Source organism: Aestuariibacter sp. GS-14 (genome assembly GCF_006494365.1).
GTDB lineage: Bacteria > Pseudomonadota > Gammaproteobacteria > Enterobacterales > Alteromonadaceae > Alteromonas > Alteromonas mangrovi.
Map to the genome: position 1 here is coordinate 476,973 of NZ_VHIP01000002.1, position 23,705 is coordinate 500,677.

22 protein-coding genes and 1 tRNA gene are annotated in these 23,705 nt (G+C 47.5%); 9 read left to right on the forward strand and 14 right to left on the reverse strand.

Features of this window, described 5'->3' with window-relative positions; all coding sequences use genetic code 11:
* Positions 1-198 precede the first annotated feature (198 nt).
* The 10 genes from FJ444_RS05195 to FJ444_RS05240 form a co-directional block, all read right to left on the reverse strand.
* Positions 199-1,173 carry a septal ring lytic transglycosylase RlpA family protein gene (locus FJ444_RS05195; protein WP_140956857.1) on the reverse strand — a complete coding sequence of 325 codons (975 nt, stop codon included), beginning with the start codon at positions 1,171-1,173 and terminating at the stop codon, positions 199-201.
* Positions 1,174-2,289 (reverse strand): rod shape-determining protein RodA, encoded by a 1,116-nt coding sequence (rodA, locus tag FJ444_RS05200; RefSeq protein WP_140956992.1) that lies wholly within the window; start codon positions 2,287-2,289, stop codon positions 1,174-1,176.
* 4 nt (positions 2,290-2,293) lie between these two features.
* Positions 2,294-4,189 (reverse strand): penicillin-binding protein 2, encoded by a 1,896-nt coding sequence (gene mrdA / locus FJ444_RS05205; RefSeq protein ID WP_140956858.1) that lies wholly within the window; start codon positions 4,187-4,189, stop codon positions 2,294-2,296.
* Between the two features lie 3 nt (positions 4,190-4,192).
* Positions 4,193-4,663, reverse strand: coding sequence for a 23S rRNA (pseudouridine(1915)-N(3))-methyltransferase RlmH (rlmH, locus tag FJ444_RS05210; protein WP_140956859.1), 471 nt, complete (start codon positions 4,661-4,663; stop codon positions 4,193-4,195).
* A 28-nt stretch (positions 4,664-4,691) separates the two neighbouring features.
* Positions 4,692-5,009: a ribosome silencing factor gene (gene rsfS / locus FJ444_RS05215; RefSeq protein WP_140956860.1), complete on the reverse strand. Its 318-nt coding sequence runs from the start codon at positions 5,007-5,009 to the stop codon at positions 4,692-4,694.
* A 19-nt stretch (positions 5,010-5,028) separates the two neighbouring features.
* Positions 5,029-5,673, reverse strand: coding sequence for a nicotinate-nucleotide adenylyltransferase (nadD, locus tag FJ444_RS05220; RefSeq protein ID WP_140956861.1), 645 nt, complete (start codon positions 5,671-5,673; stop codon positions 5,029-5,031).
* A complete protein-coding gene (gene holA, locus FJ444_RS05225) occupies positions 5,673-6,713 on the reverse strand; it encodes a DNA polymerase III subunit delta (RefSeq protein WP_140956862.1) in 1,041 nt (346 codons plus the stop codon). Before holA ends, nadD begins: the two co-directional genes overlap by 1 nt.
* A gap of 13 nt (positions 6,714-6,726) precedes the next feature.
* Positions 6,727-7,233, reverse strand: coding sequence for an LPS assembly lipoprotein LptE (gene lptE, locus FJ444_RS05230; RefSeq protein ID WP_140956863.1), 507 nt, complete (start codon positions 7,231-7,233; stop codon positions 6,727-6,729).
* Positions 7,233-9,836 carry a leucine--tRNA ligase gene (gene leuS, locus FJ444_RS05235; protein WP_140956864.1) on the reverse strand — a complete coding sequence of 868 codons (2,604 nt, stop codon included), beginning with the start codon at positions 9,834-9,836 and terminating at the stop codon, positions 7,233-7,235. The genes lptE and leuS overlap by 1 nt, the downstream gene beginning before the upstream one ends.
* Positions 9,837-10,011: 175 nt before the next feature.
* Positions 10,012-10,545 (reverse strand): SRPBCC domain-containing protein, encoded by a 534-nt coding sequence (locus FJ444_RS05240; RefSeq protein WP_140956865.1) that lies wholly within the window; start codon positions 10,543-10,545, stop codon positions 10,012-10,014.
* A 155-nt stretch (positions 10,546-10,700) separates the two neighbouring features.
* On the opposite strand from FJ444_RS05240, the gene FJ444_RS05245 reads away from it, so the two are divergent.
* Positions 10,701-13,085 carry a Lon protease family protein gene (locus FJ444_RS05245; protein WP_140956866.1) on the forward strand — a complete coding sequence of 795 codons (2,385 nt, stop codon included), beginning with the start codon at positions 10,701-10,703 and terminating at the stop codon, positions 13,083-13,085.
* Positions 13,086-13,170: 85 nt separating this feature from the next.
* On the opposite strand, the gene FJ444_RS05250 is transcribed toward FJ444_RS05245, so the two are convergent.
* Together FJ444_RS05250 and yhbY are read right to left on the reverse strand one after the other, a co-directional pair.
* A complete protein-coding gene (locus FJ444_RS05250; RefSeq protein ID WP_140956867.1) occupies positions 13,171-13,938 on the reverse strand; it encodes a 3-hydroxyacyl-CoA dehydrogenase in 768 nt (255 codons plus the stop codon).
* An 87-nt stretch (positions 13,939-14,025) separates the two neighbouring features.
* Positions 14,026-14,319, reverse strand: coding sequence for a ribosome assembly RNA-binding protein YhbY (gene yhbY / locus FJ444_RS05255; protein WP_140956868.1), 294 nt, complete (start codon positions 14,317-14,319; stop codon positions 14,026-14,028).
* Positions 14,320-14,824: 505 nt separating this feature from the next.
* Here yhbY and ftsH point away from each other — a divergent pair.
* The 8 genes from ftsH to FJ444_RS05295 all read left to right on the forward strand — a co-directional run bounded on the left by ftsH (position 14,825) and on the right by FJ444_RS05295 (position 21,136).
* On the forward strand, positions 14,825-16,771 hold the full coding sequence (gene ftsH, locus FJ444_RS05260; protein WP_140956869.1) for an ATP-dependent zinc metalloprotease FtsH: 1,947 nt from the start codon (positions 14,825-14,827) through the stop codon (positions 16,769-16,771).
* 120 nt (positions 16,772-16,891) lie between these two features.
* The gene (gene folP / locus FJ444_RS05265) at positions 16,892-17,722 is read left to right on the forward strand and encodes a dihydropteroate synthase (protein ID WP_181405069.1); all 831 of its coding nucleotides are present in this window, start codon (positions 16,892-16,894) and stop codon (positions 17,720-17,722) included.
* 9 nt (positions 17,723-17,731) lie between these two features.
* Entirely contained in the window at positions 17,732-19,075 is a 1,344-nt protein-coding gene (gene glmM / locus FJ444_RS05270; protein ID WP_140956870.1) for a phosphoglucosamine mutase, read from the forward strand.
* Between the two features lie 112 nt (positions 19,076-19,187).
* Positions 19,188-19,922 (forward strand): triose-phosphate isomerase, encoded by a 735-nt coding sequence (tpiA, locus tag FJ444_RS05275; RefSeq protein ID WP_140956871.1) that lies wholly within the window; start codon positions 19,188-19,190, stop codon positions 19,920-19,922.
* Between the two features lie 11 nt (positions 19,923-19,933).
* On the forward strand, positions 19,934-20,290 hold the full coding sequence (secG, locus tag FJ444_RS05280; RefSeq protein WP_140956872.1) for a preprotein translocase subunit SecG: 357 nt from the start codon (positions 19,934-19,936) through the stop codon (positions 20,288-20,290).
* A gap of 7 nt (positions 20,291-20,297) precedes the next feature.
* Positions 20,298-20,382: transfer RNA gene (locus FJ444_RS05285), tRNA-Leu, on the forward strand.
* Between the two features lie 456 nt (positions 20,383-20,838).
* Positions 20,839-21,015, forward strand: coding sequence for a YqaE/Pmp3 family membrane protein (locus FJ444_RS05290; RefSeq protein ID WP_140956873.1), 177 nt, complete (start codon positions 20,839-20,841; stop codon positions 21,013-21,015).
* Positions 21,008-21,136 carry an entericidin A/B family lipoprotein gene (locus FJ444_RS05295; protein ID WP_140956994.1) on the forward strand — a complete coding sequence of 43 codons (129 nt, stop codon included), beginning with the start codon at positions 21,008-21,010 and terminating at the stop codon, positions 21,134-21,136. Before FJ444_RS05290 ends, FJ444_RS05295 begins: the two co-directional genes overlap by 8 nt.
* A 111-nt stretch (positions 21,137-21,247) precedes the next feature.
* On the opposite strand, the gene FJ444_RS05300 is transcribed toward FJ444_RS05295, so the two are convergent.
* On the reverse strand, positions 21,248-21,682 hold the full coding sequence (locus FJ444_RS05300) for a hemerythrin domain-containing protein (RefSeq protein WP_140956874.1): 435 nt from the start codon (positions 21,680-21,682) through the stop codon (positions 21,248-21,250).
* Positions 21,683-21,871: 189 nt separating this feature from the next.
* Positions 21,872-23,494: a diacylglycerol kinase family protein gene (locus FJ444_RS05305; protein WP_140956875.1), complete on the reverse strand. Its 1,623-nt coding sequence runs from the start codon at positions 23,492-23,494 to the stop codon at positions 21,872-21,874.
* Between the last annotated feature and the right edge of the window lie 211 nt (positions 23,495-23,705).

Here is a 23,705-nt window from a genome sequence, read left to right on the forward strand (position 1 = left end):
TGACAAGAAAGACGGTTTAGCGCGCGTTATTTTATTATGCATGGTGTTACCGTTTTTTTAGTTGGAAAGGAAGAATATAAAACTCCGGCATTCTAACGTATGCCAGGGTGTTGGACTAGGGCAAGTGAAAAAAGTTTAATTAACCTTTCTGTGCTGCAAGTTCACTGGTTGTAGGATTCACTCCAACAATTTCAGTGTTTAGAGTGTCGCCTCAATGGTATATGCGCCTGGATAGCCATTCTTTTTTAACTCGTCCAGTAGCATTTGCAACTGAAACCGGTCAGTGAGTGGGCCAAGCCTCAGACGGTAAATGTCGTCTATCAGTGGTACCTGCGCAGGCACCTGATAGAGGCTGGACAGGCCGTCAGACAGTTGCTTTGCGCGCTTACCATCTGATAAAGCCGCCACCTGAATGTAATATCCCTTGGCGATGTCTGAGCTGGGAGTAGTCACTGCGACAGGAGATGACCCGGCAGGGGCAGATACGGCATCAATAGTCTGAGTAGGCTGCGGTGTTTGGGTTTGCGTAATCAGGTTGGCTTTGTCGGCCGCTTCACTGGCAATGTGTAAATCAGACTCGTTGGGCAACTGTCCCGCATACAATGCATAAGGCACCGGTGGCTCGTTACCCACTGTAACCATGTTTTGTTTATCCACGTAGATCACTTCCAGTTTAACACTGGTGGTACCGTTATTGTGATAACCCAGTTTTTTGGCTGCAGCGTAGGATAAATCAATTATCCGATCAGAATGAAATGGGCCCCGGTCATTTACGCGAACAATAACCGATTCCTGATTGCTGAGGTTAGTTACACGCACATATGACGGTAATGGCAGGGTTTTATGTGCTGCCGTCATGGCAAACATGTCGTAAATTTCGCCGTTGGAGGTGAAATGGCCGTGAAACTTTTGTCCATACCAGGATGCATTACCTGTTTGCACGAAACCTTTGCCGGTTGTCATTGGCTGATAGCGTTTGCCAAACACCTCATAGGGCAAGCTGTTTTGTTCGCGATAGGGTTCGTAGCGCGGCTCAGCATCAACCATCTCGGGCTCGGTATACTCAAAGTCAGGTGCAGAATCTACCGCTCGCGTATAACGCGATGGTGCCTGACAGGCCGTTAGCCCGCTGATAACTAAAACCCAGAAACAAACCGACGTGAACTTTTGCATTTAGCGCGACATTAAGCGTTTTTGTGTGCCGATACCCATTAGAATGCCAAATCCCGCTAATAAAGTCACCATGGACGTGCCGCCATAACTCACTAAAGGCAGAGGAACGCCTACTACGGGTAATATTCCTGACACCATACCCATGTTCACAAACACATATACGAAGAAGGTGAGCGTGATACTGCCCGCTAGCAGCTTACTGTAAGCGTTCTGTGCGCGCACTGCCAGCATCAGTCCGCGCACAATGATAAACAGGTAAATAGCCAGCAGCAGGATCACACCGGTCAAACCAAATTCTTCGCTGAATACCGCAAAAATAAAATCGGTATGACGCTCGGGTAAGAATTCCAACTGACTCTGTGTTCCCTGTAGCCAGCCCTTACCATGTAAACCACCCGAACCAATGGCAATTTTTGACTGAATAATGTGATAGCCGGAACCGAGTGGGTCGCTTTCCGGATTAAGAAACGTAAGTACCCGCTGTTTTTGATATTCCTGCATCAGGAATATCCACATGATTGGTAAAAACGCGCCGCCCAGTGCTGCTACCATTCCAATGAGTTTCCAGCTCATTCCGGCGAGAAAGATAACAAAAATACCAGAACTGGCGATGAGCAGCGAGGTGCCAAGATCGGGTTGTTTTGCAATCAGAATGGTGGGCACCACTACCAGCACAAATGCGATAACGATTTGCGATAACGTAGGCGGCATGGTGTATTTACTGATGTACCAGGCAATCATCATAGGAACTGCCAGTTTCATAGCCTCTGAAGGCTGAAAGCGAATAAAACCCAAATCCAGCCAGCGCTGCGCGCCTTTGCCTATATCGCCAAACAATAAAACTGCGACCAGCATAAGAATACCGGCCCCGTAAATGTAAACACTCAGACGCCGAAACGCTAACGGGGGGACTTGTGCCAGCACAAACATCACCGAGAGGGCAATGCCGAGTCGAATTACCTGGCGGTTGATCAGGTCCATATCCTGGCCGCCGGCAGAATATATTGTGATCAAACCCACACCCATTAATACCAGTAGTCCAAGTAACAACGGAATGTCTATGTGCAGGGTTTGCCACAGTGACGATTGACGCTCATTGAGTGTTGTTTTTTTCATCATATCAGTTGGCTTTCACTGCTTTGGGATACTTTATGGCTTCTGGGTGTAAACGGAAAAATTCATCCATCATGATCCGGGCAATGGGGGCGGCGTTTGAACTGCCGCCGCCGGCATTTTCCATTACCACAGCCACGGTGATTTCCGGATTTTCGTAAGGCGCGAACCCGACGTACATGGCGTTGTCGCGCAATCTTTCGTCTATTTTCTTAGCATCGTATTTTTCATTCTGCCCGACTGAGAAAAGCTGAGCTGTACCCGTTTTACCTGCTGCGGTATAAGTTGTGCCCACAAATGCGGTTCTGGCAGTACCATGCTCGCGGTTAACCGTGCCGTACATGGCATCCAGTACGATTTCCCAGTTGTCCTGATTGTTGATTTCAATCGGGCGCAATGACTTTAGTGGTTCCAGTTCTACGTCGCCGCCAGGCTGGTAATAACCGCGTAAAATCTGTGGAACAAACCGTGCGCCGTAATTCACCAGTGCGTTCATGGCATGTACCAGTTGAATAGGCGTTGTGGTCCAGTAGCCTTGTCCAATACCAACTGATATGGTATCGCCGATGTACCAGGGCTGATTATAACGGGCTTTTTTCCAGCCACGGCTGGGCATGTTGGCGTCGCTTTCTTCGTACAAATCGATGCCCGTGTAGTCGCCAAAACCAAATTCAGACATGTAATCGCTGATGAGATCAATGCCCATCTGATAGGCGAGTTCATAGTAGAACGTGTCGCAGGACATTTCTATTGACCGTGTGACATCTACTTCGCCATGCCCCCATTTTTTCCAGTCACGCCAAACGTGACTGACATTCGGTAATGAATATCGTCCGTTATCATTAATTTTAAACGACTTATCAATGGTGTCTGTTTCCAGACTTAGCAGTGCTAATAAGGGTTTTACCGTGGAAGCCGGGGGATATTGCCCTTGCGTCGCGCGGTTAATCAACGGCCTGTCCGGTGAATTCAGCAGGTCGGCATAATTTTTACGGCTAATACCATGCACAAACAGATTCGGGTCGTAACTGGGGTTTGAATACATCGCCAGAATGCCGCCAGTGTGAGGGGAGGCCAACACAACCGTTCCGCGCTGGCCTTCCAGTGCCTGTTGTGCAGCTTGTTGCAGGCGAATATCAATGTTCAGCACTATGTCGCGGCCTGGCTCGGGTGGATCAACATTCAGCGTACGGATAATGCGCCCCTGACTGTTTACTTCAACTTGTTGAAAGCCCACTTTCCCATGCAGAATATCCTCGTGATATTTTTCAATACCGAGCTTGCCTATGTCGTAGGTGGCAGCATAGTTGGCTTCTAATCCGGCTTCTTTTATTTTTTGCAGATCTTTTTTGTTAATTTTGGCTACGTAACCCAATACATGCGTGAGTAAATCGCCGTAGGGGTAAAAGCGCGCTAAACGGGCTTCAATTGAAACACCGGGAAAAAGATGGCTTCGACTGGCAAACCGGGCGACTTCTTCTTCGGATAAACGGGCGCGCAGTGCTACGGGTTTGAACCGGCGCTGCCCTCTTAAGGCCTGACGAAAATCATCAATTTCTTCATCCGTGATCCCCATCAGGACCTGCAGTTCTGACAGCGTTTCATCCAGTTTTTTTACCTGTTCAGGGATCACCTCCAGGTTATAAACCGGGCGGTTCTCTGCCAGTAAAACACCATTTCTGTCGTAAATCAGTCCGCGGTTGGGGGCAATTGGCACTACTTTAATACGGTTGCCATTTGAGCGCGTTTGATAGTCTTCAAAGTGTTTAACCTGCAGGTAGTACAAATTGCTTACTACCATACCTAGCAGCGCAATAACAATAAGCGCTGCAATAACAGAACGGCGTGCAAAGAGATTGGCTTCTGCAGTGTGATCGCGAATTGTCTGGCGCTTAATCGGCATAACTTACTCGCGGTGATAGGGATGGTTTTGGGTAACCGACCAGGCCCGGTAAAGCGCCTCGGTTACAATAATACGTACCATGGGGTGTGGCAGAGTGAGTGCCGAGAGTGACCAGCGTTGTTCGGCAAGTGCACAGCATTCTGGTGCCAGCCCTTCGGGGCCGCCGATCAGTAAACTCACGTCCCGGCCATCCATTTTCCAACTATCAAGTTGTTTGGCAAGGGTAGGGGTATCCCATGGACGACCGGTCACTTCCAGGGTAACCACTTTGTGGTTCTTACCAATCGCCGCCATCATGGCTTCGCCTTCTTTTTGAAGAATGCGCTTAATGTCGGCATTTTTGCCGCGTTTCCCCGGCGGAATTTCGACAAAGCTGACTGGCATATCCGCAGGAAAACGACGCAAAAACTCCTGGGTGCCCGTTGTCACCCAGTCTGGCATTTTGTTTCCCACTGCAATAATCTGAATGCGCACGGCCTGCTTACTCCCTGGGCAGGGGGGATTAACCCCAGAGTTTTTCTAACTGATAAAAATCCCGCGATTCATCTTGCATGATGTGCACAATAATTTCGCCCAGGTCTACCAGTACCCAGTCACCAGTTCCTTTACCCTCAACGTTTAACGGCGGGTGTCCCGCACGCTTGGCTTCGAGTTGCACGTGTTCGGCGATGGCGCTTACATGGCGCTTTGAGTTACCAGAACAAATGATCAGGGTGTCGGTGATTGTTGATTTACCTTTAACGTTAAGCTCAACAATATCACGACCTTTCATGTCGTCAATTTTGTCGATTACGAAGGCTTTGAGTTGCTCGTGTTGCAAAAGTTCTCCTCACAAGTGCCTATCCGGCACGGTATAACTGATGTGTTTCAATATAGTGTAAGACATCGGGATGCAGCCAGTTTAATGCTGCGTTATTGTTCTGGCCATCCTGACCAAGTGCGCTGCGCAATTGCGTAGACGACACTGAATAATCCTTACTATGGGTAATGTAAACCCTGCCGTGTTGCATCTGATGCAACTTGTCTGGCGATGTTACTAGCCTTGGTGTTAACCACGCCTGTAGTTCAGCCGACAGTTGCCCGTTGTCGGACGGACGTTTCATGACCACAATATGGCAGTATTCGGTGAGTTGCTGCCATTCGTACCAGGACGGCAGATTATACAGCGAATCTTCGCCCAGCAAAAAGCAGATTCCGGTTTGCGGCGCTCTCTGTCTTAAATAGGCCAGGGTTTTTACCGTGTAATTGGGCGCTGGCAATTCAAGTTCAATCGGTTCGATATAGAGTTGCTCGGCTTGCTGACTTGCCAGTGAAAGCATTGCTAAGCGGTGTGTTGTGGTCGTTTCCGGTGCGATCTTGTGCGGAGGCACATTACATGGCAGCAACCCCAGTTTTTCTACACCAATTTCATTAATGGCATCGAGTCCGGCGCGGATATGGCCCTGATGTGGCGGATTAAACGTACCGCCTAACAATGCAATCATCAGACAGCCATTTCCGTATCGCTTAACGGCATGTGTAACAATGGCACTCCGGCAAAAAGTAAACACAGGTGGGCGAGTTTGATATAAGGACGTACCACTGATTCCTGTTTAAACAGAAAATCTGCCTGGGTAAGCTGATCGCCAATGCGCGTTAATTGTTCGCTGTTCAGTCGCTTTAACGCCTGCTGATAAAAGCCCTGGCGATTTTGCCAGATCCCAAATTTTTGCCACACAATTGGCTGTCGGCTTTGCTGCAACTGACACACATTCCACAAGGTTTGCCATTCGCGGATCAGCGCCCAAATAATAATGTTTGGCTCAATGCCTTCCGACTCAAGTCGATAGAGCATTTTTACACATCGCTCCTTATCGCCCTGTAGCATTACATCGACTAACTGAAACACGTTAAAACGCGATTGATCAACCAGAGCCTGACTCAGTTTTTGTTCGTCAATTTGCTTATCGGGGTAGGCCAGAATGAGCTTTTCGATTTCCTGAGCACCCGCCATCAAATTGCCTTCACAGAAATCCGCCAGCATTTTTACGCAACCAGGCGTGAACTGAAAACCGGATTGTTGTAAGCGTCTTGACAGCCAGCCGGATAAGGCGTTGCCTTCCAGCGGATAGCAAAGGGTAAATGCCCCAATACTATCAAGCGCTTTGAACCACTTGGTGCGTTGTACATCTTTTCCGATACGGGGGCCGTGAATAATCAACAAGGTATCGGGCGACAGGTTTGCAGCAATGTCTGTAAGTAGTCCTGCGCCTTCGGTTCCGGGTTTACCGGTAGGTAACTCTAGTTCGATTAGCGTGCGGTCGGCGAATAGCGACATCGCTTGTGTGGCGTCGAGGAGGGTGTTCCAACTGAAGTCGGTATCCGCTACCAACACTGTGCGTTCAGTAAATCCCTGCTGTTTGGCCTTGCTGCGTAGCGCTTGTAATATTTCAAATTTTTGCTGCGGCTCATCACCAAAAATCAAATAACACCCCCTGAACTCGCGTTCCAGTGTGGGGATGAATTTGTCGGGGAAAATTTGCATTGATTGCGAGAGCCTATAGCTGACCGGATAGCATACGAATAATACGATCGGCTGCTTCTGTACGCATTTCACTTAACACCAGGTTAAGTTCGCGGGATTTTGCCAGCACCTGCTTGGGGTCATCCTGATATTCCCGCAGCACTTCGAACTGTTGTGACAGCTGACGTCCATCGGGAAAAGTAGCACTGAATCGAACGCCATATATGAGCTCGTATTCTGCAACCTGACCGGTTGCAAATACCGACAGTAATCGCCTGTCGAGTTTTTCCGGTTGCAGCGTAAGTGTGATTGTAGTGGCTGATTCGCTTTCGAGTGCCGTGCTACCGCTGCTAATCTGGTACACCTTCATGCGTGCCAGCACAGATTTTTCCAGAGGAGCAGTTTGCTTACCAGCGACAACCTGCACATAACTGCTGCCAACGGGTAAGGTTTGCGCATTGCGTAAATGAAACCCACAGCTGGCGGTAACTAACGTTACTGCCAGTGTGAAAATCAATTTTATGGAAAAAAGACGGCGCATTAGTTCGCCACAATGTTAACCAGTTTACCTGGTACAACAATGACCTTGCGGATTGTTTTACCTTCTGTAAACGGCTGAACATTTGATTGTGACAGGGCCAGTGCTTCTACGTCTTTATTCGACGCTGTAGCCGGCACAGTCAATTTGGCGCGTACTTTTCCGTTCACCTGAACAACAATCAGCTTTTCATCTTCCACCAGCGCTGCCTTATCTGCAACTGGCCATGGCGCTTCTTCTATGCTGTTGCTATGCCCAAGTTGTTGCCACAAATAATGACAGATGTGTGGGGTAATCGGGTTAAGGATCAGTAATACACTCTCTACCGCTTCACGCATCAGAGCCACGTCCTGAGCATCGTCCTGTGGCGCTTTTTGCAAGTGGTTTAGCAGCTCCATAATGGCAGCGATGGCGGTGTTAAACGTTTGGCGGCGTCCCAAATCATCGGTGACTTTGTCGATAGTCTTGTGCACCTCACGACGCAACGCTTGCTGCGACTTACTCAGGCTGGATGCATCCAGTGCCTCGGGCTTGCCTGCTTCCAGATGATCGGTAACCAGTTTCCATACACGACGCAGGAATCGGTTTGCACCTTCAACACCCGAGTCTACCCATTCCAGGGTTTGTTCTGGTGGCGCAGCAAACATAGTAAAGAGACGTACGGTGTCGGCACCATACTGGTCGATCACCTGTTGAGGATCGATACCGTTGTTTTTCGACTTGGACATTTTGGTCATGCCGCCATGCTGTACCGGGCTGCCGTTTTTCGTTAGCCAGGCTTTTACAATGCGGCCTTTGTCGTCTTTTTCTGTGCTTACTTCGGTAGGTGAGTACCAGGTTTTCTTACCCGCGTCGTCTTCGCTGTAGTATGAATCCGCCAGTACCATGCCCTGACACAGCAAGCGTTTGTATGGCTCGTCAGAATTTACCAGACCTTCGTCGCGCAATAATTTGTGATAGAAGCGCGAGTATAATAAGTGCAGGATTGCGTGCTCAATTCCACCGATATATTGGTCTACCGGTAGCCAGTAGTTGGCTTTGGTGGGATCTAACATGGCATCACTGGTATTGGCACAGCTATAACGGGCGTAGTACCAGGATGACTCCATGAAGGTGTCAAATGTGTCGGTTTCACGCAGCGCGGCTTCACCATTAAACGTGGTTTTTGCCCACTCTGGGTCGGCTTTAATTGGCGAGGTTACGCCATTCATTTCAACGTCTTCTGGCAGTACAACTGGCAGTTGGTCGGCAGGTACTGGCACGGATTCGCCATTGTCCAGATTCAGCATTGGAATGGGGGCACCCCAATAGCGCTGACGGCTCACTCCCCAGTCACGTAAGCGGTAATTTACTTTGCGCTCACCACGGCCGAGGCTTACCAGTTTATCGGCAATGGCATTAAATGCTTCGTCAAAGCCAAGACCATCAAACTCACCAGAGTGGATAAGCGTGCCTTTTTCAGTAAATGCTGAGGCGGCCAGATCGCATACCTGGTCGCTGTTTTCCACAGGCGCAATAACCTGCTTGATAGGCAGTGTGTAACGGGTAGCAAATTCCCAGTCGCGTTGATCGTGGCCAGGTACGGCCATCACTGCGCCTGAGCCATAATCCATCAACACAAAGTTTGCAATCCATACAGGTACTTGTTCGCCGGTAAGCGGGTGCACGGCATTAAAGCCGGTCGCCATGCCTTTCTTTTCCATGGTAGCCATATCGGCTTCGGCGACTTTCGTATTCTTACATTCGTCGATGAACGCTGCTATCTTTGGATTGGTCTTTGCTGCGGCTATTGCCAGTGGATGCTGAGCGGCAACGGCAACATAAGTTACCCCCATAAAGGTATCCGGACGGGTAGTGTATACGGTTAATGAAGGTACATTTGCCACTTCGTCAGCCAGATCAAAGGTAATTTCTACCCCTTCCGAGCGTCCTATCCAGTTTGCCTGCATAGCGCGAACCTGTTCTGGCCACTCATTAAGCTGTTCCAGATCCGTTAATAGCTCTTCCGCGTAATCGGTGATTTTGATAAACCACTGCGGGATTTCTTTTTGCTCAACAACGGCACCTGAACGCCATCCGCGTCCATCGATTACCTGTTCATTAGCCAGTACTGTTTGGTCAACCGGATCCCAGTTCACGGTGGCATTCTTCTTGTAAACCAGGCCTTTTTCGAACAGGCGGGTAAAGAACCATTGCTCCCAACGGTAGTAGTCTGATTTACAGGTAGTGACTTCGCGATCCCAATCGTAACCAAAGCCCAGTGACTTTAACTGGTTCTTCATGTAATCAATATTGGAGTAGGTCCATTTGGCCGGCGCTGTATTGTTGTTGATTGCTGCGTTTTCTGCAGGTAAACCAAACGCATCCCAGCCCATAGGTTGAAGGACATTTTTACCCTGCATACGCTGAAAACGGCTGATCACATCGCCAATAGTGTAGTTGCGCACGTGACCCATGTGCAGTCGACCACTTGGATAGGGGAACATCGACAAGCAGTAGAATTTTTCTTTGCTGTCGTCTTCAATTACTTTAAAGGTGTTATTTTGTTCCCAGGACTGCTGGACGGCGTGTTCAATGTCTTTTGGATTATACTGGTTATCGGCCATGTTAACGTAGGCTTCCGCATTCTGTTGTGTTTAAACAAATTAACCCGCCGTTATGTGGCAGGTGTGCCTGATATAATAACCCAATAGAATAGCCTAGCCATGGTACATCTCACAATAGCAGGGGCGCGATTGAACAGGATTTAGTGGTTGATTGCGTGGATTTTAGCCAGTCGGATTAAAATGCGTCTGCCAAACCCTGCAATTGAAGTCCCTGAACCTGCGCAACAACGGGCGCAAGTTGTGTGTAGCCGTCGGGATGGTAGCCATGAACCCGGTAGGTCATAGTGACTATGGTTGCGTCCTTTTCTTCATTGAGTTCAAAAGTGAGTGCCCCGGTTAACCCCATTCCCTGTAGCGGGCCAAGACCACCTGTCATAACGAGTGTTTTTGCAGGATTAACAAATACCACACGCAGATGTTCTGCAGAACGCTCCCCTGATATTTCACAAAAGCATCCCCCGGCCACAGGGTTTATTGAGAATGTACCTTCTTTTCCCCACCAACTGTGGTCTTTGGGCCACCAGGTATCTACATCCTCAATCAGTGTTTTCCATACTTGATTGGCATTCGCATCGATGGTGACGGTATTTTCGGTGATAAAGCCATAGTCTGACTGAGCGACGACTTTGGGTTGTGCGTGGGCAGTACAAAACAGGCCTAGCACACAAATTAATCCAGAGATGATTTTTGATAACGTTGATAACGACATTGTGGGTACAGGTGCATTTTATGTAATTTTAGCCAAGGCTAGTACGTTAATTAAGCAAATACAAGAGAATGCAGCATTAGGTTGGGGAATAGGTTTGACACACCGGCTTAATCAGGATTCACTGTACAAAACAGCAATAAAGAAGAACAACACTTATGACCTGGGAGCGTTTGAGCGCAACACAGCTTACGCCTTCAATCAATCGCCGAACCATTAATCAGGCGTTAAAAGACGACACTGCCTTAAGTTCAACCTTTATTGGGCAAGAACGGGCACGCGAGGCACTTACTTTTGGGTTGAGCGTGGATTCAACCGGATACAACCTGTTCGTTATGGGCGAACATGCGACGGGTCGTTTCACTCTGGTTAAAGAGTACGTTGAGCGCCACGTTAGTCAGTTATCTACGCCGGATGACTGGTGTATTATTAATAACTTTGAAGAAGAACGTGAACCACTGGTGTTGCGTATGCATCCGGGCGGGGCCCGTGTGTTCGCAAAAGACATGAGTAATCTGCTTGATGAGTTACTCGACACCTTTCCGGCGGCCTTCGACAATCCCGGTTATTTGCGTAAAAAAGCGGCTATTGCCCGCAATTTCGAGCAAAAATACGACGAAGCCTTAAACGCGGTGGAGCGTTATGCTCAGGCCAACTCGGTAGCGATGTACGAAGAACAGGGCACCGTAACATTTTCGCCCATAATCGACGATAAACCCCTTGCTGATACTGAATTTGCCAGCTTATCGGATGATCAGCGCAAGTATTTTTATCAACTGATTGACGAGCTGGAAAACCGTTTGAGTGAGAGTCTGATTGCGCTGCCTGCCTGGAAGCGCGAAAACTCAGAACAACTCAGAGCACTCAATCGCAGTACGGCAGAGCAGGGAATTCGCCCATTGCTGAAGGACCTGGAGCACAAGTACGCGTCTGATTTGGGGATCCTGAAACATCTGCGGCAAATTAAACCGCATTTGATTGAAGCGGTGGTGTCTTTTCTTACTGAAGACAAGGGCGAAAAGCTCGACGAGCGTGAGCGCCGTGTTTATCTGGAAGAATTGTTTTTACCCAATGTCATTTGTGCGCATGGTCTTGATTCTGGTGCGCCAGTGATTTACGAACCCAATCCTACCTATCAGAATTTATTTGGCTCGATAGAATACACCCATGTCAGTGGCGCCGTTTATACCAATCACAGGATGATTCGGCCCGGTGCATTGCACCGCGCAAATGGCGGCTATTTATTACTGGATGCTGACCATTTGCTGCATCAGCCGTATGTTTGGGATGCACTTAAACTGGCTATTAAATTTGGCAAATTAAAAATGGATCTGCCGCAGCAGGACATTGGTATGGTGAATGCCATGACGCTGATGCCGCAGACGATAGATTTGAAAATTAAAGTGATCCTGCTCGGTTCTCGGGATTTGTATTACACCCTACAGGATTACGACTCCGAGTTTAATGAGCTGTTTCGTGTGCTGGTGGATTTTGATCATGAAATTGACGCCACCCGGCAGAATGTGTTTGATTTTGTCGGCCGGGTTCGCAAGAAAGTACAAAGCCTGGGATTAAAGGGCATTACCAATCAGGCCATGTACCGGTTAGTCGAATATTCTCTGCGGATGGCAGAGCATCAGGAAAAACTGTCAGCGCATTTTGCCGATGTAATTGAACTGTTGAATGAAGCGCATTACTTTTGCGGTGTAGTGAACGATAGTGTGTTGGATCTGGGGCATCTTAACAGTGCTCTGATGGCCAAGAAGCGCCGCACCGGCCGGGTAAGCGATTCCTTGTTAAATGACATCAAGGAAGGTCAGGTACTAATTGCAACCGACGGTAAAGCGATCGGCAAAGTGAATGGCTTAACGGTGATGGATATCGGTGACAGTGCATTTGGCACACCCGCCCGCATCACGGCGACGGTTTACGCTGGCGCAAGTGGGGTAGTAGACATTGAGCGTGAAGTAGAACTGGGGCAGTCTATTCATTCAAAAGGGGTGATGTTGCTAACCGGGTATTTAGGTAATAAATATGCGCAGTCGTTTCCACTCACGTTATCGGCCAATATCGCGCTGGAACAGTCATACGGTCACATTGATGGCGATAGTGCCTCACTCGGCGAATTGGTTGCGTTAATTTCAGCTATTACTGATATACCCATTCGTCAGTCTTTGGCGATTACCGGCTCCATCAACCAGTACGGAGAAGTACAGGCGGTGGGTGGTGTGAACGAAAAGATTGAAGGTTTCTTCGACGTATGTCAGCACCGCGGACTTACCGGTGACCAAGGCGTTATTATTCCTAAGTCCAATGTAAAACATTTGGTACTGGATAAAGCGGTAGTTGAAGCGGTAAAGAAAAAGCAGTTTGCCATTTATTGTGTTGAAACGGTTGATGACGCGTTGGAATTGCTAATGGAGCGCGAGGCTGGTGTGTTATCTACGCGTTTCCGTTACCCCAAAAACTCAGTCAATGATCTGGCGGTAAAACGTTTGTATGAAATAGCGTGCATTGTGAATGGCGGTGACGATGAGCGCTGAAAACGCGTAAATTACACAAATAAAATTGGTATAAAGCAAACAGGCCGCTCAAATTGAGCGGCCTGTTATTATTTTAGCGTAATAATTATTTTGGCGGCATGCGTAGCGCGCCGTCGAGGCGGATGGTTTCGCCGTTTATGTAACCGTTTTGAATAATGTGCAACACCAGGCTGGCGAATTCTTCCGGGAATCCCAGACGCTTAGGGTTTGGTACATTTGCACTGAGTGCATCCTGAACGTTTTGCGGCATGGCTAACAGCAATGGCGTGCCCATCACACCCGGGGCAATACTGTTAACCCTGATACCTAAAGGCGCAAGATCACGCGCCATGGGCAAAGTGAGACCGATAATACCCGCTTTGCTCGCCGCATAGGCTGTTTGGCCGATTTGGCCCTCATATCCTGCGATAGACGCTGTATTGATGATCACACCACGTGCTTCATCAACCATCTCATTGCCCGCCATACTGGCAGCGACTAACCGACACACATTAAATGTGCCAATTAAATTGATATTAATCGTTTTACTGAAGTCTTCCAGACTTGCGGGGTTGCCAGCTTTATCGAGAATACGTCCAGCTGGAGCAATACCAGCACAGTTTACGCAAACAGTAATGGCGCCAAAACGCGCATAGGCTTTATCCAGTGCTGCTTCAACATCGAGTTGTTGCGTAACGTCTGTGCGCACAAACATCGCTTGTTCGCCTAATTCGCTTACCCGCTGCGCGCCCAGTTTTTCGTTCAGATCCAGCAGGACGACATTGGCGCCCGCTGCCACCAGGGCTTTGGCCGTAGCGTGACCGAGCCCTGAACACCCACCTGTAATCAGTGCGGTTTGATTTGATAACTGCATGAGGAGTATTCCGTTGTAATGATAATGTAAACAGGGAGTTTACCTTACGTTAACGGAAAGGGAAGGTTAGGCAGGCAGAGCGTTGTTTTATTTTGGCAACTGAATTTTACGCTCTTCGCTTTGTTTAAACAGAACCAGGGTGTGGCCTATCACCTGAAGTTTCTCGGCGGATGTTTCACGCACGATAGCATCCATGATCAACGCTTTTTCTTCGCGGTCGTCAGTAGGTACTTTTACCTTAATCAGCTCATGGTAATTCAGGGCATTGTCAATTTCAGCCAACACGCCTTCGGTCAAGCCGTTTGCGCCTAGCTGTACAACAGGCTTAAGCGGGTGAGCCAGGCCTTTTAAAAACTGTTTTTGTTTATTTGATAATTTCATCTGTGGGTTTTTCTTACAATTTAAATTCAAAGTCTGTCTTGAAAACGCGTATTCTAACGCCATCTTGACTACAATCCTAATGACATTGTGCGGTAAATTCAAAAAAGACGGTTTTTGCGATTATACAAATCGATTTTTTGGTTGCACACCCTGTGTTGAGATTCTGGCATTATTATTGATGCATTGCGTTAGTAACACGTAATTAATTTGAACGGTAATGTCAGGAAACACGTACAAACCTTGTTATAAGGGCGAATGCAAGCAACGGCGTTACGTGAGACATGCCGGGTTTTATGGAAATCTGAGTTGCCGGTAAAGTGGTATGTGCGCTCAGACATGGCTTGTTACCTGAACCTGGGCGCGTATTAATGGTCTATTGGTAGCAAGCATATATAAAGTGTAGTACTCTTGAGGTATCGCATTTTTTGTGACACTCACCGGTAGTCAAGGTGGCGCAAATCGGCGCCATTGTTGAACGGGTGGTTTTTTACAGAGGTTAGTAGCATTGAGCGACATGGCAAAAAACTTAATCTTGTGGTTGATTATTGCAGTGGTGTTGATGGCTGTTTTTCAGAGCTTTTCACCTGGCGAGTCCAGCCGCGCACAAACTGATTACACAACGTTTCTAAAGGAAGTGAAGCAAGGGCAAATTCGTGAAGTGCGGATAAGCAGCGAAACCCGCGAAATTCGCGGCGTCAAGCGCTCTGGCGACACCTTCAAAACCTTTATTCCCTATTTTGACGACCAGTTAATAAGCGACCTGGTTAAACAAGACGTGACTGTATTGGGTGAACCACCAGAGCAGCCGTCAATTTTTGCGTCTATCTTCATTTCCTGGTTCCCAATGCTACTGCTTATTGCTGTGTGGATTTTCTTCATGCGCCAGATGCAGGGTGGTGGTGGCCGTGGCGCTATGTCGTTTGGCAAAAGCAAAGCTCGTCTGCTCAGTGAAGACCAAATCAAAACAACCTTTGCCGATGTGGCAGGCTGTGACGAAGCAAAAGAAGATGTTGCAGAGTTGGTTGACTTCCTGCGTGACCCTTCAAAATTCCAAAAGCTTGGCGGTAAAATTCCAAAAGGCGTATTAATGGTTGGTCCGCCGGGAACGGGTAAAACACTGCTGGCAAAAGCCATTGCGGGTGAAGCAAAAGTTCCGTTCTTTACTATTTCAGGTTCTGATTTCGTAGAAATGTTTGTGGGTGTGGGTGCTTCCCGTGTTCGTGACATGTTTGAACAAGCGCGCAAAGCCGCACCTTGTATCATCTTTATTGACGAAATTGACGCGGTAGGCCGTCAGCGTGGTGCCGGATTAGGCGGAGGCCACGACGAGCGCGAGCAAACACTGAACCAAATGCTGGTTGAAATGGACGGCTTTGAAGGTCATGAGGGCATTATTGTGATTGCCGCCACTAACCGCCCGGATGTACTGGACCCAGCCTTGTTGCGTCCTGGTCGTTTTGATCGTCAGGTTGTGGTTGGTTTGCCGGATATTCGCGGTCGTGAACAAATTCTTAAAGTACATATTCGCAAAGTACCGGTTGCCGATGACGTTAAGCCTTCTGTCATTGCGCGTGGTACACCTGGCTTCTCGGGTGCTGACCTGGCAAACCTGGTGAACGAAGCAGCTTTATTTGCTGCTCGTGCAAACCGCCGTCTGGTGTCGATGGAAGAGTTTGAAAAAGCCAAAGATAAAATCATGATGGGTTCTGAGCGCAAGTCAATGGTAATGTCTGAAGAAGAGAAAACCATGACTGCATACCACGAGGCTGGCCACGCTATAGTGGGTCGCCTGGTACCTGAACATGACCCGGTTTACAAGGTATCTATTATTCCGCGCGGACGTGCGCTGGGTGTAACCATGTATCTGCCTGAGCAGGACCGCGTTAGCCACACCAAACAACATCTGGAATGTATGATATCCAGTTTGTTCGGTGGACGTCTGGCAGAAGCCATTATTTATGGCAATGATAAAGTCACCACTGGTGCGTCAAATGATATTGAACGCGCTACTGACATTGCCCGCAAAATGGTAACGCAATGGGGCTTATCTGACAAAATGGGTCCAATGCTGTACGCGGAGGAAGAAGGTGAAGTATTCCTGGGCAGATCTATGTCCAAGGCTTCTCATATGTCAGATGATACCGCTCGCGCTATTGACGCAGAAATCAAGTCGGTTATTGATCGTAACTACGATCGGGCCAAGCAAATTCTGGAAGAGAATATTGATATTCTTCATTCCATGAAAGATGCATTAATGAAGTATGAAACCATTGATGCTAAGCAGATTGACGATTTGATGGCTCGTCGTGATGTTCGCCCACCAGCAGGCTGGGATGACCGTTCATCGGATGGTGGTAAGCCAAGTGGCGGTGCAACGGTAAAAGACAGTGACATTGCCCGCGACACCACAGATAAACCTGCTGTTGGCAAACCAGGTGACTTGCCAGGTTAAGGTTTAACAGTAATAGAAAAGCGCCGAAACCGGCGCTTTTTTTGTTATGCTTGCAATATCAGTCCAGTGTCCAATCTGATTTTCATCGAAAGAAGTGCTGGCAAATTCAATGGTATCAATATGCAAATAAGGCATTTAGTACTTAGCCGAACCTCGCCCCAGGTTATGGGCATTCTCAATGTAACACCTGATTCATTTTCTGATGGTGGTAGACACAATTCTATAGACAATGCGCTCACGCAGGCTTTAGCCATGGAGTCTGAGGGGGCAACCATTATTGATATTGGTGGTGAATCAACCCGCCCTGGTGCCCCAGAAGTGACTATTGATGAGGAGTTGCGCAGAGTAGTACCGGTAGTAGAAGCTATTCGTAAACATTCTGACGTCATCATTTCTATAGATACCAGTAAGCCTGAAATAATGGATGCTGCCCTTCACGCTGGTGCTGATTTTATTAATGACGTTAGGGCCTTACAGTTACCCGGTGCGCTGGATGTTGTAGCAAAGCACGGTGTTCCTGTGTGCTTAATGCACATGCAGGGTGATCCAGCCAGTATGCAGAATAAACCAGTGTATAGTGATGTTACTGCTGAGGTTGAAGCATTTTTAATCAGTCGCATAAATGCGTGTATTGACGCCGGCATTGATAAAAACAAAATCCTGCTTGACCCGGGTTTTGGCTTCGGTAAAACTCTTGAGCACAATTATGCGTTACTCGCTGATTTGCCTTTATTCCACCGTTTCGGGATGCCTTTGTTAATTGGTATGTCTCGTAAATCGATGATAGGGCAGGTCATCAATAAACCTGTTGATCAGCGTTTAGCCGGCAGCCTGGCACTGGCCACTATTGCAGCACAGATGGGCGCGCACATTTTGCGGGTTCACGATGTTGCGCAAACGCGTGATGTGATTGCAATAGTAAACGCATTTAATAAGTACAAAAAACAATAAGGGGATCCCATGGGGGAAAGGAAATATTTTGGTACCGATGGTATTCGTGGCAAGGTGGGCGAAAGCGCCATTAACCCGGAATTTGTAACAAAGCTTGGGTGGGCCGCCGGTAAGGTATTGGCAGGTCAGGGCACAAATAAAGTACTGATTGGGAAAGACACGCGTATTTCCGGTTACATGCTTGAATCTGCGCTTGAAGCAGGGTTGTCCGCAGCGGGTATCAATATCGGTTTATTAGGCCCCATGCCTACACCAGCGATAGCGTATTTAACCAAAACGTTCCGTTCAGAGGCTGGAATTGTTATCAGCGCCTCACATAACCCTTACTACGACAACGGCATTAAGTTTTTCTCTGCTGACGGTTTTAAACTTGACGATGACATAGAAATTGCCATTGAAGCCATGATGGATGAACCCATGACCTGTGTTGCGTCTAACAAGTTGGGTAAAGCCACACGGATTAACGATGCTGCCGGGCGCTACATAGAGTTTTGTAAAGGTACCTTCCCATCGGATTTGTCGTTAAAAGGCTTAAAGATTGTGGTGGACTGTGCACACGGCGCAACCTATCACATTGCGCCATTGGTGTTGTCGGAACTGGGCGCTGATGTCATTGAAATTGGCACCTCACCCAATGGGTTGAATATTAATGACCGAGTGGGCGCTACTTCGATGAAAGCCATCGTTGACAGAGTACTTGAATCGGGCGCAGACCTGGGCTTTGCACTCGATGGTGACGGCGACCGTATTATGATGGTCGACAATCAGGGTAACGTAATCGATGGTGATCAGATCCTGTATATCATTGCTCGCGATGCACTGAGATCAGGTCGCTTGAATGGCGGCGTGGTAGGGACGCTAATGAGTAATCTGGGTCTTGAAAATGCTCTCAGTAAACTTGGCGTACCGTTTGTCCGTTCCAAAGTAGGCGACCGCTACGTAATGGAATTACTTCAGCAAAAAGGCTGGAGTATCGGCGGTGAGAACTCCGGACACGTATTAAACCTGAATCTTGCTTCTACAGGAGACGGCATAGTAGCGGGATTGCAGGTGCTAACGGCGATGCTGCGTGCAAATATGTCGTTATATGAACTAGCCGGTGGCTTTGATAAATATCCGCAAACCCTTGTGAACGTGCGTTTTGAGGATAAGGGCATTGATCCACTGGAATCTGAAGCTGTTCTGCAAGCGAAGCGTGAAGCTGAGGCGACACTGGGCAAGCGCGGTCGGGTCTTATTGCGCAAAAGTGGTACCGAACCGCTAATTCGCGTGATGGTAGAGTCGGATGATGAACTGGCTTCAACCACTCAGGCAGAGAAAATAGCGGCAGCTGTTCGTAATGTCGCCAGTTGATTGTTTTTAGACAGAGAAAATGGTTTTTCCACTTGTATAATGCAGTGGGAATAGTTAATATCACGCCCGCTCTGACACTGGGATAGAGTCAAAAACCGAGACCGAGAAGCGTATGAGAAAGCCAATCGTTGCAGGAAACTGGAAAATGAACGGAAACCGTTCATTGGTGAGCGAATTTAGCAGTCTAATGCACGGCGTAGATGCCGACGCAGTTGATGTTATAATTTGTCCTCCTGCGTGTTTTCTTGGCAGTTTTGTTGCACCAGACTTTGCGCTTGGTGGACAAACGTTAAGCGAGTTGGATAATGGCGCCCACACAGGTGACATTTCCGCTGAAATGCTGAAAGAGTTTGGTTGTCGGTATGTGATTGTTGGCCACTCAGAGCGCCGTGAAGACCACTGTGAAAGTAATGCGTTGGTAGCAGCGAAGGCACTTAAAGCGATTGAAAGTGGTTTGGTGCCGATTATTTGCGTAGGCGAAAGCTTGGCTACACGCGAAGCAGGGGAGTTAGAAGGGTTTCTGGCGGCTCAGCTGGATGCACTGACTGAATCGTTAACTGCAGAGCAGTTAACCAAAACTGTGATCGCCTATGAACCAATTTGGGCCATAGGCACAGGCGTGACAGCGTCTCCCGAGCAAGCACAGGATGCCCACGCGTTTATCCGTGGTCACCTGGCAAAATTCGATGCCAATGTGGCGGCGAATATACAGATTTTATATGGCGGCAGTGTTAAAGCAGATAATGCTGAAGAACTGTTTGCACAAACCGACATCGACGGTGGCCTCATAGGTGGCGCTAGTCTGAAGGTGGATGATTTTAGGAAGATTTGCCAAGCGGCAGGTTAAGAGGACAAAGAATGTTATATCAAGCATTGTTAGTCGCGTACCTTGTGGTAGCACTCTTACTGATTGGATTTGTATTAATTCAACAAGGTAAAGGCGCTGACATGGGCGCGTCGTTTGGTGCAGGTGGCGCCAATACGGTATTCGGTTCATCAGGTTCTGGTAACTTTATGACCCGTACCACAGGTTTTCTGGCTACGGCGTTTTTTGCCATTAGCCTGTTGTTAGGTGCTTTAACGTCTCAGCGTGAAAGCGCAACAGATGAGTGGGAAAACCTGGAAGTACCTGCTGCGGTTCAGCAAGTAGCACCAGCCGATTCTGATGTGCCGGCAACACCAGCACAAGAAGATAAGTCGGATGTACCTAACTAAGAAATTTGCGGAAGTGGTGGAATTGGTAGACACGCCATCTTGAGGGGGTGGTGGCTTCGGCCGTGCGGGTTCAAGTCCCGCTTTCCGCACCAAATTTGAAAGCCACCGTTATGGTGGCTTTTTTATTTCTGCAACAAACAAAAACAGTGGTATAAACTTATACCAATTCGCATAGAAGTTTGCTCACTCAGCAGCCCCCTGAGGGTGAACTGGCAGGCTTTTTAGCTAGGCTTGGTTGCACAGGTTTGGTGGTTCCAAATCAAGTAAGCGTAACAACGCTAAAAAGTCTGCCAGTTTGCCCTTAGGGAGTTGCCCAAAGGGAGTGGCCAAAACGACTTACATCTGTGTTGCACCCTCTGGACATAGAATGACTATGCCTCAGAGTGCACGTCGTGATCTAAGTCGTTTTCGACTAGCCCTCAGGGATCACTCTGAGAGGGCAAACTTCTATGCGAATTGGTATTACATAGTGTTTTTGCAAATTTGTGTGTGCAGCGCTAAGTTAACAACGGGTAACCCGTTACAAAAATGGACAAGCAGAGGCTCTGATGGGAATAATTAAGCTATTGGCGTCATTGATTTTGCCGCCATTGGGTGTGTACTTAAAAGTGGGTGTATGTGGTACGTTTTGGCTCAATATCCTGCTTACCATATTCGGGTACTTGCCTGGCGTAATTCACGCGTTTTTTGTATTGATCAATAATAAAGGTAGTGATGATGTTTAAGCGCTTATTAATAATTGCATGTGTTGCTTGTCTTTCTGTAGGTTGTGCCACCTTGGAAGGGGCAGGTAAAGATATAGAAAAAGCCGGCAAAGCGATTCAGGAAGCAGTAGATAGCGAATAATCGCCTGATTGTCAGCAGGTATTTGCACTACAAAACAGCGTGCAAATACCTGTATAAAAGTGTTTTCCTGGTTTTCAGAAAGACTTGTTCGATTCGTGCAATAAATCTGCCTTATGCCAGACTGGTCATCTCTTTCCGATATGACTGCGCGAGTTCATTTTTCTGTTTGGCGGTAAGCATTTTACCAGCAACCTGAAAAAATCCTTGTTCTTCGTCATTCAGGTGATGTTCAACTTGTTCTCTTAGCTGTTTTAGTGTCTTTAGCCAAACCGGCGAGCTCCAGTCAGTAGAATCAAGTTTGGCAATAAGTTCATCAATTTCATGGTGCTCAGCAATGCCGTGACGCGATAAATCCACAGCACTGTCGTGTTTCATTAAGGGCATATAAAAGTGTCGCTCTTCGGCTGTAGCATGTTCCTGAAGCGACTGTTTTAACTCTTCAAAATACTCCCTGCGGGCCGGCGTATCGCCGTGAGTTTCGCACAAAATTTTTAATAACAGTCGTTGTTTTTCATGATCCTGACGTAGTACTTCAAATATTGTCATCGTCAAACTCCTTAGTTAGTGAATAAGCAATTGGTATAATCACTATTTTTGCAATCCTCGTGCCTTATCTTAAGTATATGATTTGTATTGATATTATATATTTTCATGGCAATGCTTTATTTACTCGTTCTGGAATATTTACTGAGGTGTTTGTAATATTCTCATGCTGTTACAGACCGGTTCCGCCACTTAATTGAACCGGCGTTTATCTACCAACATGTCAAGACTGGCCGGTACCGTTTGTATATCAAGAGAGTCAGATTCGTAAACCTCACCATCGATCACATAGCGTAACAGCCCGGGAAATCGTATGTTTATTCGATTGACTCGTTTGTGAAAAATGCTATCAGATTCGGCTTTGTGTTCAGTATTGCTGAACGCCAGTTCTGCGAGACTGAGTATTGGTGTATCAGTGTCTGCTTTTAACCAGGTGACGTCGAGTTTGCCGTCTTTCATATCGGGTAATTCACCGCCTTGTGCCAGCGCCGTCGTTTTAGGTGCGGCATTCGCTACCACCAGCGATGTTGTGTTGATTATTTCAGGTGGCTGATTATCGTATGAAACTGATACCTCAATGGGTTCATTTTGTCTGATTGCCTGCCATAAGCCAGCCAGATAGGCGAATTGCCCGCCTGCATTTTTCTCTTCGCGATCGGCGTGTTCAATCATTTTGGATTCAAATCCTATGGCTGAAACCAATAGCATTAATTTATTGTTGCAACGTGCAGTATCTACCGTGGTACTGAATTGATCACACAATACCTCACATGCTGTTTCTATTGGGTTTAATGCACTGCGTTTACCGTAAATTACCTGGCTTAGTGCATTGGCTGTTCCCAGAGGAATAATACCCAGTGTTTTGCATTGTTTAATTGCAATGCTGGCTACTTCGGTAACGGTACCGTCACCACCACAGGCAACCAGGATGTCGTTATTATCTGCAACAGCTTGTTGGGCACATTGTTCAGCGGTAACGTCTTTTTGTGTTTCATAAATACGCACTCTGAAGTGTGCATTCAAATGCGACAGTATAGTTTGCTGCTGCTTCGACCATTTCCCACCGCCTGCCACAGGGTTTACAATAAGTGCAAGGCGTTTAGTTAATTGCAATAAGCCATTCTGCTTAATTCGAATTAAGGCGCTTAACTGAGAAGAGTTCAATCTGGCGGTGGAGCGGATATGCTGAATTGCTTGCATAGCTTCTTCAACGGTTTCGCATTGTTTACTGGCGAGTAAATAGGCCGCCATGATGAATACCGAGCGCCCACGTCCAAGTGCACAATGGATCAGAATTTTGTTATCAGATAACTGATGTTGTTCAATCCAGTTAATGGCAGTAGCGAGTTGTACCTGGGAGGGAGAAGTATGGTCGAGTACCGGAATATTCAGATAGTCGACATCGTATCGATACGATGTCCAGTCCAGGCTATCAAACTCTGCTGTTACATCTAAAATGCATGTAATCCCTTGCGATCTCAACTTTTCAATATCGCTACTGGTTAGTCGGGTACCCAAGTATAAGTGTTCTGTTATTTGCTGAATATTGGGTACTTTGTCTGTTTTTCGGGCGTATAAGTTGTACAACTGTACGCCAAGTAAAAATGGAATGAAGAGCCAGCGTACGTAAAAAGGGATCCTTCCGTCTTCGCGTTTGCGGAAAATGCCTGGATAGCCCGACAAATACGCCGTACTCACTGCAAAGAGTGCCAGACTACACCACAGCATTAGGAGGCTAATCAGCCAAAATGAAGTCTGCCATGCCAGGATTATGAGTAATAGGCTTACTGCCAGATAATATTTCACCATTTTCATTGAGAAATCCTTAATTAGCTGCGAAGTACAAAGCAAGTACGGCACTGAACTAACGAACGCATTGGTACGTATCACACTGGGTTGAGCAGAAATACAGGCGACCAGATTTTTATTTCGTCTTTCGTTTTTGCATACCGAACAAAAATTATGTTTCAATAAACATGCCGTTAATGAGATATGGCAATCCATTCTGGCCAACCCCGGGGGACTT